The following is a 14,199-nucleotide window of genomic DNA, read 5'->3' on the forward strand; positions in this document are numbered from 1 at the left end:
ACGGGAATCGAACCGCCGGCACGCTGACCGACAGGACCAAGTATGTGATAAGCAATAGATTCCGCGGAGCGGTGGTAAAGGGTTTCGTGTCCTGGCTTTTAGCCAACGCGTGAGATGGCGGTACGTCTATGCCAATTAGGCGCCGACTTTGAATTTTCGCCCTTTGACCTCGAAGAAGGGAGTCGAACTGTCGTTAGAAAACCAGGCCACATCAAGGACCATATCGACATGGCCGCTGTCGAAAGGAAGCCCTCCAAAGATACCCGGCCCGTTGTGAATGCTAATCAGCGGATAGGAAGCATCCCGCGCGAAGGCAGAGAGTGTGTCGCTGAACGAAACTCCCGTAGCACTCACAGTTGGATACCGTGGTGTCATCCGGTGTGATATCGTGCCTTTGGCGTCGAACTGTCCCCAAGGTTCGTTCGGCCCGATGACATCGGCCGCAACTACTGTGGCAATGAGGTCGGATACGGAAATACCCTTCGGGACCGTGACAACCGGAAGGGTCGAGAGCGGGCCACTGCTGTAGTCCGCGCTGGCATTGGCGATGGCCTCCAGGCCGGTTGCCGCAACCGTGCCATGGTCGATAAACTGGGGACCAATCCGCTGCAACGAGAAAAGGCCGCGGCTTTGACGCAGCCAGAGGGGTTGCTGGTCCCAGACGGCCATTTGCAGAACAATTGTAAGATAGAATTCGTCAACGGCTCCTGGCGCTTGTGACAAACCCACCTCGCTCCAAAGGACCCGATCGCTGAGGTCGAACCGGGGGTTCCATGCGCCCGCATTTCCCGCCTCCCACCGCAGACCATAAACCCTTTGGTCGTCCATAGGAGAATATGTCGGGCCGAGCCGGACGATATCCGCAAGGGTGGCGTCACTGAAAAACAGATAATCCGTGCCCTGTGGCTTCAACTCCGCCACCCCGTCAAGATCTTCAATTGCACCATCGCCGGATAGAAGGTCCAAAAGATCCTTGGCGCGTCCCTGGAATTGCGTGCTTGGATCGGCGGCCGGAGGCTGTTGGGCCAGGAATTCAAAGTAGACCCTCGTCAATGCGTCTGCACCGGCTTCGGCAGGCAGTCTGACCTTGAAGGTGGCAACCCGGATGCTGGCGTCATAACGTGAGGCCGGCTGCTGCGCGGTTTTTCCCGTCGCGATCACGATGCAAGCGGGTTCTGTTGCCGTCGCCGGCGAGACGATATTGCTTGCTTCCAGCCCGGCCATCGACACTTTCTGTCCTGGTGGCGGAAAAAAGGCCGATGCGGTCCCCTCCAACTGGCGGCGCGCGACCGACAGAAATTGCGGCGGAATGAACTGTGACAGGGGCGGCAGCGCGACCCCGATGCGCGGTTGGCTGGGCTTAAGTGTGTCGATGCCGCCTGGAAGTTCGGCCCATTTCACATCGAGATAAGCTTGATCTCCAGTCGCATTCGGATTGGTAGCGGCAGCTCCGCGCATCGCCGAGATACGTTCGATCGTTACCCCTTGTGTAAACTTCGCGCGGTTCAAAGAAGACATGACAGCAAACGACGTGCCACTGGAAAACAATTGTACTGCTTTCGACAGTTCGGTGACCGTCGCTGTCGCGTTCACCGGCTTGTCCAATGCTCCAGATGAGCCGAGTGCGTATGTCATCTGCCACAGGTCGATGGGAAGCGTCTGGCCGATATTGCTCGACAGCAACGCAACGATACAAGCGCAAGATTGAGGACCTTGCTCCAGGTTTGACCAGATCCAATCGCGTAGTTGCACGCGCATTCGCGATCCGGTCTCCTGAAGACGGCCGTCCGTCATGCCGATCAATGCCGCCGCTCCATCGCTTTGGCCCTCCGTTGACGGAACGACCGCAAGCATCGCGATGAGCGCGTCCACGAGACTGTCAAAAGCAGTGCCTGTCGCTCCCCTCGTCGGCATGTAGGAAAAATACGCCTGCCAGTCCGAGACACTCCATTTTCCCCACCAGTCCGGGACGGCGCAATTGACGGCCAGCGCCAGCAGATTGAAGAGCCTGTCGACCACATGTCGCGTCAATATACCCATTTGATCGTGACGCGCGAGCGGGCGCACCGCAACCGGCGCAAGCGACGCGATGAGTTCACCGGGCGCCGGCAACGGAACTGATACGAATGGCGCCAGAAACTCGGGAGCGCTATCCTTCTGTTCGAGCGCCACACTGGACAATGAGAGCAGTTGACCGCCGGGTGGCAGGAGGTAAAACAAACCGTTTCTGATCGATGCCATCCATTGATCGGCAGCGCAGAGAAGCGCCGTATCATTATTCTGACGAGGGGCGACGCCCGGTTCCAGGACGTCGTAGTTCGGCCGGAACGTTGCTTCTAGAGTATGATCCCCAGCCCATCCCAGAGGAAGGGTTTCGTCCGCGCGGGCGATGAACATTTGCACGCGGATCGCATGGGCGACATCGGTGACCCTGCCTGCGTTGACGCCCTTTAGCTTCAGGGAGCACCGCGCGATTTCCGCCTTTCCGCCCGCAGGCGGACTCTTCAACCAGCTGAGGAATATCGGCTTGTAGGCGTTCAACGAAAATGTGCCGTCAAACTGGCTGTAATCGAAACCGGTCAGCACCGGCGCCTGGTCAACCGACGCGGGGATCTGCGCGACCACGGCGGAGCTATCGAATTTCAGCAGTTCGACCTGAAGGGACAGGTCTGCTGCATGTCCGAGTTCGGCAACATATTTCCACGCCATCCATTCCGCGGGCCAGTCGCTTGTGTTTGCTGAATGCCGCAATATGTCGAGATCAGCCGTGAGAACCAGTTCCTGGTTTTGTTCGTCAACACTCAGCAACAGGAACTGCGTGTCGACGCCGGCGGAATTGGTGACGCGGATATTCGTCGGCTTTGTGATGGTGGCGAAATGGCTCCAGCGAAACCCGAAAGCCGATCCGTTGTCCAATCCAGCCGCGCTTTGGCCGAGCGGGTTGCGAAACACATGCTCAATGCTCAAGCCTTGCCCAAGCGCTGCATAAAATGCCTCCGCAAGGTCAGGCAGCGCAATGTCCTCAGCTTTGTCCCAAAGGGTCTGACGCAACGATATGTGATAAGCCGATTGTTTGACGTCCGCTGGCCAGCCCGTAGAAATCGGGTTGGTCTGGGCATCGTCCACCGCCTGGAACGGGGGGAAACTTGCAGCCGTTCCTTGCCAGCCGAATGCCGGCCGGTAATCGTTGAAGGCGCCAAACCCCGGCCTGGGTCCGGGGCCGCCAGCCGCTGCCCTTGCTGCGGAATACCGCGGAGCATACGTCAGACAGTCGATGCGCGATTCGTACCTTGCCGCCGAGTTGGCAAGTTCGAAGTCCACCGCGGCCAGCCTCAATATTTGCGCTGAGAGATCGCCAAGTCCTCCCGGGGGGTTGCCGTCGACATCCAGCAAGATCACGCAATTGGCATCCTCGGACGTTGATCCGTCGTCATCGGCATTGGCCTGCCAAAAGGTTTTCTGGCCAGGTAGCTTATTTGCCTGCCGCCACAAATATCCTCCGCCAAATCCGCAATCGAACAACAGCGTGACATCGCAGGCTTGGACCGCATCCTTGTCCGACCAAAAGAGGATGGTCCGCTTCTCCTTGTCGAACGCCCCCTCCCACGGGAAATTAAAGGTCCCGACCGCTTGAAGGAGTGACGCTTGACCGTTCTCGTACAACAGTGTGCCGGCGGCGTCCGCCTTTACGATCAATTGAAGCGTCGCAGTCAAAACCAGGTTTTCGGCAACCTGTGAACCATCCTGAGCCTCAAAAACCCAGAGCTTGTTGTCGGTCGGACTTGCTGCGATCGTCCCCCGATAGGGTTTGAGACGCCCCTTCACCTGCCGAAGCGCGACAAAGGAAAGGTACTGATTGGCCGGAAGGTCCCATCGCGCGTCCTTGTCGGGAGCAACGACACGCATGACGCTGCGGCCATTCGCGCCAGCACATGGCGATGTGGGATCGGTGATAACGTCGGCGAACGCAAACAGGGTTGCAAGCTTCGGGTGGTCAATCGGCCCTCTTGCGCCATTCTCCCATCGTCCATGCGCATAGAGGCGATTGGCAACGACGTCATTCTGCGTCACCGAAATTTCTGGCGCCGTTGGGGCCGACTTCAAAAAGCCGGCAAGGTGGGCCTGCCGGGCAAGGGTGGGTGGGACGACCTCACGCGAAATGGTGTCCTGGACAGCGAGCCCTTCAAGGTAGACCGTTATTCTGGTCGGATCGCTCGCAGCAAGCGCGCACCGTACAAGCTGGCCATCCAGGCTATGCTGGTTCGTCCCCCACGTTCCGTCCGAACCAACGCCGAACAACATGATGCATTCATCAAGACCGGATCGATCAAACACCGCGTCGCTGATCAGCCTCGTCGCTCCAAGACCGCTACTCCGCAGCAGGTGGTCCTTGAAATCCTTGCTTTCCCCCTCTGTAGGCCCCCGGCGCAGAAGCGTTCTCAGCGCCTCGTTGCGAAAAGCAGGCGATTGGTCGAACCCGGCGTCGATCTTGTCTAGCTCGTCCTGGCGGCCGCTCTTCCAGATTTCGCTGCGGTTGAGATCAAGAAACGCTGCCCGGTCGAAAAAGTGATACCGATCGCGTCTTGGCAGCAACATCGTATTTGACGTACCGTCGGCGAACTCCAGCGTTATCGTCAAATTCATGTCGTCGGGAAAAGGGACAGCGCGAAGGTCGGCAGGGTTGGTCGCGTCGGCAACAAAGGCAAAGGATAAATCTGCGGCAGCCTGCGAGCGCGCGATGTACTCCTCGACATCATTCGTATCGACAAGCGCGTCGATGATCACCCAGAAGAAGCCGGCGCCATTGCTTTCATCAAGTGCCGCAGTTGGGCGAACGGAGAGGAAGACGTTGATCATTCGCATCATCCTTCCACCTTGATGCTCGTGGACATATCCACCGAGGTTTCGACGTCGATGCGAAATGTTTGACTATCCAGCCAATAGTCGATCGTGATTTCGGCTTTCACCCGGATCCCGACAATGAGACGGAGGATAATGACGGTTTCGTTGGTTGCAAGGGCTCCAGAACCGCGAGGAGCGGGCAGAGCCGCAGCTTGCGGGCCTGAGTGAGCCAAAAGATTGTTCTTCCTCCAATCGATCGTCGCTGAAACTTCAGCCGAGGCCAGAATGGTGATGCTGGCTGCCAGAATCCAAAGGTCGACGGATGCCTGCGCCTCGACTACGACCCCGCCGGCGCCAAACAGAAGGATTTCCTCTACCGCCAAGCTTCTCGACAACTTCGCCGACCCTTCGACGACCAGAAAATATCCGGCCCTGAAAGACGCGCTCGCCGGTCCGAAATTCGCGGTACCCCCGACGCCCCATTGCACCGCATAGCCAGCGGAAACCTCGACGATCGATCCGTCGATCAAGCCTGACGAGTGCCGCTCGATATAAAGACCACCCGAGGCCTGGAAGCCCGCGACCAAGGCACCGATCGTTCGATCCCATTCGCGAAGCCCGCTACGCCGCATCCACGGAAATCCGAGATCAAACAGAAAGTCCCCAGATGGCGTCACCGTCACCCGCAGCATTCCCCCATAGAACCCGAAGGGACCGACGCTTGCGCGAGGGAGCGCAACGGACAATTCGAAACGGTCCTCAGCAGGATTGTTTCCCCTGATGTAGAGAACCGAGAGCCCCTGGATGCCAATGAGTTTGAGAAGATCATCGCCCATAATGGTCAGGCCGGCATAGCCGCTGTCGCTAAGAAGCACTTTCACCGCGAAAAGATCACTGAGTTTGAAAGCTGTCGCCACCAGCCAACTGGTCATATCCTTACGACCGGTCGTCATTCCCCGCGGAAACACGAGGTCCGCGCTGCCTTTTTCCAGATATTTCTGAAGTGGCGGGCTCGACGCGGGATTCGGATACGGATCCATAACCGCATCGAGCATACTTTGCTCGAGCCGGATATTGTGGCCGGCAAGGAACCATTCGGGCTGCCCCGGCCCGCCCTGGTTCGGCTCCCAGGATATCAGGAATCCGCCTTGACCGTCACGGCCGACGAAGATCCGCGCAGTGATACCGCTGACCAGCATCTTGCCGGCAACCTCAATTCCAGCATCGATCAGATCGAAATAGGGTATATCATCCTGACCGTAGCTGGTGCGCTTCAACTCCAGTCTTTTGGCAGACAGTGTGGCAATCCGGTAAAGGCCGATCTTGAGATTGCGGATAGCCGCCGCCGAAACGCCGATCCAATACCCGTTGGTATCAACGATACCCCCGCTGATCGGAAATTGAACCATGAAACGGAGGATCAGGCGCTCGCCGGTCTCTGCTGCGAGACTGGATAGTTGTCCGGCATCAAGTTCGGCCTCGAACCACAGCGTCTCGCCTGACCAGACCGTGTTCCAGAATAACCGCTGATAACCGGCTTGCCGATTTGTGATGTCGCCGTCCCATGAAATCCCGACTGTCTTCAGCCGAATAGAGGCGCCAAGAATGTCGGTCAGTTGGTAGTGATCGCTGTCGACCGGAAAAATGACCGATCCATATTTGGGCTCCAGATAAACGAAACCTGGAAGGATATCGCTTCGTGGGAGGAGCACGACGTTTCTCACCGAGACCCACGGTTCAGACTTTGCCGTGTCGAACCAGGCGAACGCCTTTCCAAACAACAGGGGAGCGAGGAGAATTTCCGCATTGATCGCAAGACCGTACCCGCTCTGGTCGAACGCTCGTCCGGCCACAGCAGATATGCTGATCGATCGTATCGGCGGTTCACCGTCTTCGACAAGGACCACGGACGTGTCGAGATAGGCCCTGATGTCCAACTGGTCGCCATCGAGCGACGAACTCAAGATGACCTTCACCTCACCAGCACGCGCCGCAAGACCGAGCATAGACCAGATCGTCAATCGCATCATTGACGACATTCGCGTCAGCCGGTTGCCGATCACAAGGAATTCGAACCGAGTGACATCGAGAGCTGCTTCGAGGATATTTTGGTTGCGTGTGGGAGGAATATCCTTCTCGACATTGGCCTGCGCCGCGTAGATCAACGTCTGCCCGGAGGGATCTTCGGTGATCGCGACGAAGCCGACGGAGAAGCTTCGCCCCAGGGCAAGTTCAAACTCGCTTCCATTTTGCGCCTGACCGACCAGGCCGAATAAAATCGCCCCAACCCAACCCCTTGGAAACAGATTGGGATCGAAAAGACTTGCGCAATGGGCCCGCAATTCATCCTGGATGTCTTTCGAAAACTTGTTTTCAAGCAGATCCGAGATAGACAAATCTGGGTCGTAAGCCCCCAGATAGATCGGCCAACCGGACATGTAACCGTCGCTGGCCAGAACCAGTTGGCCCTGCGGCAAGGTGAGCTTGCCACCCGCTTCCAGCGCGACCTCGGCGGTGAATTCGATGGCCTGGGTCTCGCCGCGAAGAATGAGATCGAACTTACGCGGATTGCCGGCGTCGACCGTCATCGGAACGGCAAGCGCACCAAAACGCCGGATACTTTTGTATTGCGAGATCTCGCTTTTCGCTCCGAAGTCTTCAAGGTTTGGAAGGTCTGCCAGAGATAAAGTCCTGACCGGCCCAACACCGGCATCCGGCAGATCGTGAAAATGAGTATCGTGCAGGATGTCCCAGTCCTGCGCGGTCAGATCGCTTCTGTCCGGTCGAATGGCGGCCTCGAATGTCGTCCTCGTATCGTCCGACACAAGATTGACGAGTGGTCGCGGGCAGATTGGCAAGCATAGCCGCTGTCCGCTGAAAACCCAGTTCGCAATTTCAGAGACAGGATCATTTTGCTGGGCGGTCGCCCGCCAGCGTCCTGCCCTGCGTCCCACTTTGACAGAGACCGGCTGACCGTCCATGGAAAGAAAGGGTAATGAAAATTTCTTGGTGAGATTGCCCGAGATCCCAGGAACAGTCGACATCCAGGGATCGCCCACTCCATCCAGCGTCGCGGTCGGCGAGGATCCGAAAACAAGTGATTGGTCCCAACCGATGTAATCGGATCCCTCAGACTGGATCAGCCCGGACATCGCAACGTCGAACCCGAGAAGAACAGTGCCAGGACGTGCGCCGCTTGCAGGCCTTATCCAGCATGGCACTCTGCCGGGCACGCCGAAGCGAAGTGCGGTCCCGTTCGCCTTTATGATGGAATAGGAATCAATATTGAAAGCAGCACTGCCTGGCGCCGGCAACAGGTCGATGGCTTCCAACGTCGCCAGCGCGCCAGCACTCCAGGTGGCCTCGATGGAGAACATCGTCGCCGTATAGGTGATCGCAAATTGCTCGGTCGAATCCTTGCAAATCTCATCACCCCTCTCTGCGCCAAGCGGAAGCACGGCATCGGGATCCGCAGGGGCGAAGCGGCAGGTCAAGGAAGAAGGAGGCGCACTCAAATCAGCGGTAAACGCGGCTCCCACCAAGGTTGCCAGGGGCAACCATGACCCTGTCGAGGCATCGACGCATGCCGTGGAAAGCCGCAGAGTATCGATCTCCGCCACAATCTTGCAATGGGCCGATCCCAAATCGATCGACCATGCGCCCGAGCCGACGCTAAGCTCGATCGGCAATGGATCGCCACCCCACAGCTGCCCCGTTCCGGCTGAAAAACTGATGGTTCCCTCTACGGCGGAAAGCCAATCCATTGCGCCCGTTTCTGCGCCGATCGCAAAGTAGCCGAAGTCCAATACGAACGGTCGCTCCCCGGGGTCCTCTCCGCGTTGAACAAAGTGGAAGAAGTTCGCTCCCCCTTGCGGAGGCTGGCTTGGTGCAGGAGCAAGCCCACCCGTTCCGTCATCTTGAAGTGAAAGATCGAGCGAACACCGCAACGCATATATCGAGTGAATTTCGACATCAGCTTCTAGATGAAGGACGGCGCCGGTGCTGTTGGAAACAAGCGCACCGTTCCATGATCCGGTGATATACCAATGATTCGGGGCTACGATTGCGCCGGTATTTGCGTCAACTCCAAACTGGATCCCGAACAGCTTGATAAATGATAGAGCAGATGAAGAAAGCTGTTTCGAAGGCGCGTCAACGATCGCATAACCAGCGCTTTGGGCGGGCGTGGGATCGCGATTGTATCTGCCATGCCGTGATGCCATCTCGATACAACCATATTTTGTTTTTTACAGTCTATTTTTCTCGCATGTTAAGTCAAGGCGTGGTTGTGCCTTATCTTTGAAGGGATTTGGACCAACGACCCGGCGATTTCTCAACGCGCTATACTACAAATTTCCATTTGTGTGGAACACCTGGTTCATCCGACGCCCTGCTTTCCCGCGGCTTCTGGTTCGTTTTGCACCCTCCCCAGCTGGAGAGTCGACATGTCGTGCCCGCAGATAGGCGGCGCGTGTCGTCCATGACTCTGATCGGCTCCTATCTTCAATGTTGTTGTGGATGGCTACGTTACAACCTGAAAACGTGATTTAGCAGGCATCAAAGAGCGGATATGCAGGATCATGACCCTCTTTTACCGCTCAGGGTCAGTGTGAGGGGAACCATGTACGCACGGGACGATTTCCAGCTGCTGGCTGCGCGCACAGCAAAGGTTCAAGTGGACCTTCCGTGGCGTCGACAGCAGGAATGGATGAACCCTCATGTTTCGTTCAGCGAGCTGCCTCAGACACCAAACTACTCGTCGTCGGAACACATCACTGCTCTGATAGGCAAAAACGGTACCGGAAAGTCGCACCTTCTCAGTTCGATCGTCCAGACGTTTGTGACGTTGGAGCAGTTGCAGACGCGAAAACGTCGCACAATCAGGGAGTTTTCACTCGAGCACCTCTCATACATGATCGATGGGCGCCACTGCACGATAGACTACTATGGCAAGCAAACCTTGGAATGTCGGCTTGACGGAGTAAAGATATCTATTTTTGATTTGCCGCTTCCGAGACGGGTCGTCGCGCTAACCATCAGTCCCTTCGATAAATTCCCGGTTCCACGGTCCATCCGACATTCTGTCAAGCCGGTTGATGCCTCGATCTACGAGTATCTCGGGCTTCGCGATCAATTCGGCAAAGCTTCGATGGAATCCCTTCTCTTTCGGTCACTGAACAATCTGTTCGAAGAGGCGGAGAACGAGGCGCTCCGTCGCATCAATATTGGCTCGGTATTTCAATTCCTTGGGCTGGAGCCGATCCTGACCGTCATTTACAAGATACGGATCCACTCGTCAGTGTTGCGGCGGTTGAAGCGCGGAGAAAGGGTCGACTGGAAAACGATCGGCGACTTCTCAGAAAGCCGCAACGTCGAGGAAATGCTTCGTAGCGGCTTTGACGAAGCGGAGCTGAACAATCTGCTGGACCTGGCAATGGGGCGCGCTGAGGACGGGTTCGTCAAGACGGTTGCGGATTTCAATTACGGAGGCGATCTCGACGATACTTTTCGCGTCCTGCAACCGCTGCGGCGCGCAGGGTTTCTCCGGCTTTCCGGTGTCGAGGTTAAACAAGTCAACGGTCCGGTTTCCAACCTGCGACGCGCCAGCTCCGGACAGCTGAGCATGATCTGCGCGCTGCTTGCGTTGGCTTCGGTCATCAACAATGCGAGCCTTGTGTTGATCGACGAGCCAGAACTCAGCCTGCATCCTGAGTGGCAGGTCGACTACGTCAATTTGCTAATCAAGACGTTCGCCCGTTTCAAAGGATGCCACTTCGTTATCGCCACGCATTCTCCGATGGTCATATCGGAGCTTCCCAAGCATGCGAACGTCATCGCGCTCGACCAACCGTCAATGCCGGCCACAGAAGCTATTACCGGTCAGTCGGCAGACTACCTACTCGCGGAGGTGTTCGGTACGCCAATGCCCGGAAACCTCTATGTCAGAGGGAGGGTCGTCGCAGCACTCGAACTCATCTCGGAAGGTAAGTCGAAGTCGCCGGAATTCGACGAGGTCACAGCTGATCTTCACAAGATCAGTCAGCAATTGAAACCGGGAGACCCAATTGCGGATATTATCGGCGATATTGCTGATGTCGCTCGGTCTGCGGGAACGAAGGCGTCGTAATGAACCCGGTTGTCTATTCCGACGCAAATCAGCTCATCATCAAAAACTATGAAGACCGTTCTGCTGTCGATCAGGCTGGGTCCTATTGGGGCGACGATGAAGTCGCTCCAATTCGAAAGCAGATTAAGGACCACTACATTGCTGAACAGGGTCAGCGGTGCTGCTATTGCACATTTGAAATCGCGACTAACAACAATGCAGTTTGGGACGGGGAACACATCATATCCCGTGATGCAGCACCCAGGTTCATGTTTGTACCTCAGAACTTGAGCATTTCTTGCAAGGATTGTAATCTTGCCAAAAAGGAGAAAGAGGTCAGGGTCAATCCAGCGCTCAAGCGGTTCCCAACTCGATCTGAGCAATACAAAATCGTGCATCCCCATTTCGACACCTACGCCGATCATATCCAGTGGTTCGGGAAAGTCGTCAAACCTCTCACGGACAAGGGTATCGAAACCGTCGCAATGTGCAGCTTGAGCCGCTTCGGAAAGAAGAAGGCGGGAGCAGAAAAGGTGCCGATCCATCCAGCTATGGCCAAGCAAATCGGTGTCCTTATGGATCCCTTTTCAGATCGGATCGACATGCACGTAGCACTTGCCGGTATCAAAGCGTACCTTGAGACCGTCCAACAAGATTAATCGAGCGTCTGCTATCTGGAGAGCGATCTAGGGCGGTGAAAATGCTGTCGAACTTGGTCCAAGACATAAGCCTCGTACCGGCGCATGGCCATGGATGCCTTACGGTTCACCCTGGAGGATACAACTGCTGGGGCCGTCGCGGCTTGTAGTAATTTGGTGTCGTGAAAGGCCCGAACCGCCGGCTGGGTTCATTTTTGTGGAGCCGCACATTGGTCTTTGATAGACACCGACTTTGGGGCTTAGTCGCCATTTAGGTGATGGTATTCACCCAATAACTTGCGCAGCTGGAGCAACAGCCATCTGATCAATGCGAGGGTTCCTGCAAGAACGCGCGAGAACTCGCCGGTATCGATCTGTGGGGTACGCAAGCGCCAGTGAAAGCAAAGATTGCACTTGCGGGGCATCACGGGCATTTTGGCCAATGTCAGCCGCCAAAACACTGAGGCATACGTGAAGCACAAATCCATTGATCTTGAAGCTGAGGTAAAGCGAGCGACATTGCCCGACGGCCTGCATGGCTTTTTGTTTCCGCTGTACGAGGCCGTATCGAATTCCTTTCATTCGATCGAAGAGCGATGGGGTGACGACCTCGAAGAGAATGGACGCATTGAAATAGACTTCGATGTTGACGCTCAACAGATCACTATCGCCGACAACGGTATCGGATTTGACGAGAACAATCTGAATTCATTTCTTACTCCGTTAACAGGAAAGAAACTTGAGCGCGGAGGCAAGGGTTTCGGTCGCTTTATCACCTTCAAAGTTTTTGGCGAGGTTTTCTATTCATCACGGCAGAACGCCTCAGACGGCTGGACAGGTGGCGGTTCCTACCGCTACGAGCCTTTTGCCAAGGAGGACAACCTCATCGCAGTATCGCCTGATCTAGGTGCTGGGACTCATCGCTTTGGAACCGGCCTTACCGTTTTGATGAGAAGCCCACTTGCTGACGCGCAAGAATTTTTCATTCTTGAAGGCGACCGATACTCTGGGGTCGACGCGGATGACGCCATTGTCGCGGCGCTGCTTGACCACTTCCTCATCGAATTTATCCAAAAGAAGGTTCCGCATAATTTCATTCTCGATATCCGAGGGATAAGGTTCAATCTCTACGATTATTTCCAGAAATCGCTTTCGACAGGAGGAACAAAGACTGAATATCTTGAAATTGGCCATGATAGGAAACGGTTTGATTTCTCGTACTTCAAAGTGAGTGAGGGACAAGCCAAAAAGCACCGATTGTATTTCTATGCCAATAATCGTGCGTCGAGCGACCTGGAAAACATTTCATCTGGCCTCAACGATAAGCCCTTCTCAGAAATGACCGACGACGGACCGCGCCGGTACTATTACCTAGTCGGCGTCTCCAGCGATTTCTTCGTGTCCTCTCAATCTCGCGACAGGATCATGAATCTGCACGGGAAGATTGATCACGACGGTAAGAAGAAATCCATAAAAGATCACTTGGTCGCGATGGCTAAGCAGCACATCTTGACCATGGAAAACAGCTACACCGCTGAGCGCCGTGCGAAAATGGTCGCGGACGTCGAACACCTGATCGCAGTCGACCCCTTGCTACGACGAGGCCTGGGCGACAAATCGGCCAACGATTTCGTGCAAAAGCGCTCTATAACTGAAACGAAAGAGCAGCTCGCTCAGGACCTGTTCGTAGAGCGCTTTCGTAGAAAATTCGATTTTACCAAGATCGATGCAAACGCAAGCGTCGATCAACTGGTTCAGATTGTGCGAACTCAGATACCAGAAGACGCGAAAGAGGCGTTGGCCGTTTATGTGGCCTATAGGAACCACGTCATTCGAATATTTCGCGAACTTCTTAAGAAACAGGAAGACGGTCTGGCGACAGAAGATAAGGTGCATCAGCTGATCTACCCGCGCTACAAGGACAGCGAAGAAGTCGACTACAGTGCACATAACCTATGGCTCCTCGACGATGACCTTGCGTATGCCCAATATATCTCCAGCGATCGAACACCCGAGGGGAAATATCGGGCCAAAGGGCAGTTCGCCCACGATATTCTTATCAACAACGAGAATGAGTTGATGGTCGTAGAGATGAAGCGGCCACAGAAAAAGGGCTATTCGGCCGATAACGACGGTACCACTGATAATCCGGTTGACCAGCTTAAGAACCAGATTTCGGACATTCGCGAAAAACAAAAAGTTATAACTTCGCAAGGCCGGGAGATAAACATCTCACCGACAACCATGGTGCGGGGATACGTACTCGCGGATTGGAACGACAGTTTGAGCAAGTACCTCAAAAATGAGGACTTCGTGATTACGAACTATGGGGGTCAGATGGCCTATCGCTATTTTTCCACGCTTAACCTCATGGTTGAGGTGATCGCGTTCGACCGCTTGCTCGATCGCGCCGACAACCGCAACGAAGCCTTCGTTCAGATGCTTGAAGGTCGCTCGACGTTCGATCGAATGCCAAAAGGAACCCTATCGAGTCTCGGAGAGGCTGGCCGCGTCTCGCGGGGCTAATCGTGTGCGACAGATCATCCTTCTGCAAGGACCTTCGTTTCAACCACTCGTCACTACTGTTTTTCGCCTCGCGATGCTTGGCGGATT

5 protein-coding genes are annotated in these 14,199 nt (G+C 55.6%); 3 read left to right on the forward strand and 2 right to left on the reverse strand.

The features are described 5' to 3' along the window. Nucleotides 1–135: 135 nt before the first annotated feature. Entirely contained in the window at nt 136–4,857 is a 4,722-nt protein-coding gene (locus tag HGP16_RS11290; protein WP_168840104.1) for a hypothetical protein, read from the reverse strand. A 5-nt stretch (nt 4,858–4,862) separates the two neighbouring features. Next, nucleotides 4,863–9,065 carry a hypothetical protein gene (locus tag HGP16_RS11295; protein ID WP_168840105.1) on the reverse strand — a complete coding sequence of 1,401 codons (4,203 nt, stop codon included), beginning with the start codon at nt 9,063–9,065 and terminating at the stop codon, nt 4,863–4,865. 398 nt (nt 9,066–9,463) lie between these two features. Between HGP16_RS11295 and HGP16_RS11300 the strand changes: the two genes are divergently transcribed. The 3 genes from HGP16_RS11300 to HGP16_RS11310 all read left to right on the forward strand — a co-directional run bounded on the left by HGP16_RS11300 (nt 9,464) and on the right by HGP16_RS11310 (nt 14,112). Beyond that, nucleotides 9,464–10,969 (forward strand): ATP-binding protein, encoded by a 1,506-nt coding sequence (locus HGP16_RS11300; RefSeq protein ID WP_168840106.1) that lies wholly within the window; start codon nt 9,464–9,466, stop codon nt 10,967–10,969. Beyond that, the gene (locus tag HGP16_RS11305; RefSeq protein WP_168840107.1) at nt 10,969–11,607 is read left to right on the forward strand and encodes a hypothetical protein; all 639 of its coding nucleotides are present in this window, start codon (nt 10,969–10,971) and stop codon (nt 11,605–11,607) included. Before HGP16_RS11300 ends, HGP16_RS11305 begins: the two co-directional genes overlap by 1 nt. A gap of 450 nt (nt 11,608–12,057) precedes the next feature. Beyond that, a complete protein-coding gene (locus HGP16_RS11310) occupies nt 12,058–14,112 on the forward strand; it encodes an ATP-binding protein (protein WP_312867310.1) in 2,055 nt (684 codons plus the stop codon). Nucleotides 14,113–14,199: the final 87 nt, after the last annotated feature.

The organism is Rhizobium sp. P40RR-XXII, assembly GCF_012641405.1.
GTDB lineage: Bacteria > Pseudomonadota > Alphaproteobacteria > Rhizobiales > Rhizobiaceae > Rhizobium.

Bases quoted from the DNA above. Each gene is read 5' to 3' on its own strand.
- HGP16_RS11290 (WP_168840104.1), bottom strand. From the start codon at position 4,857: ATGATCAACGTCTTCCTCTCCGTTCGCCCAACTGCGGCACTTGATGAA.
- HGP16_RS11295 (WP_168840105.1), bottom strand. From the start codon at position 9,065: ATGGCATCACGGCATGGCAGATACAATCGCGATCCCACGCCCGCCCAA.
- HGP16_RS11300 (WP_168840106.1), top strand. From the start codon at position 9,464: ATGTACGCACGGGACGATTTCCAGCTGCTGGCTGCGCGCACAGCAAAG.
- HGP16_RS11305 (WP_168840107.1), top strand. From the start codon at position 10,969: ATGAACCCGGTTGTCTATTCCGACGCAAATCAGCTCATCATCAAAAAC.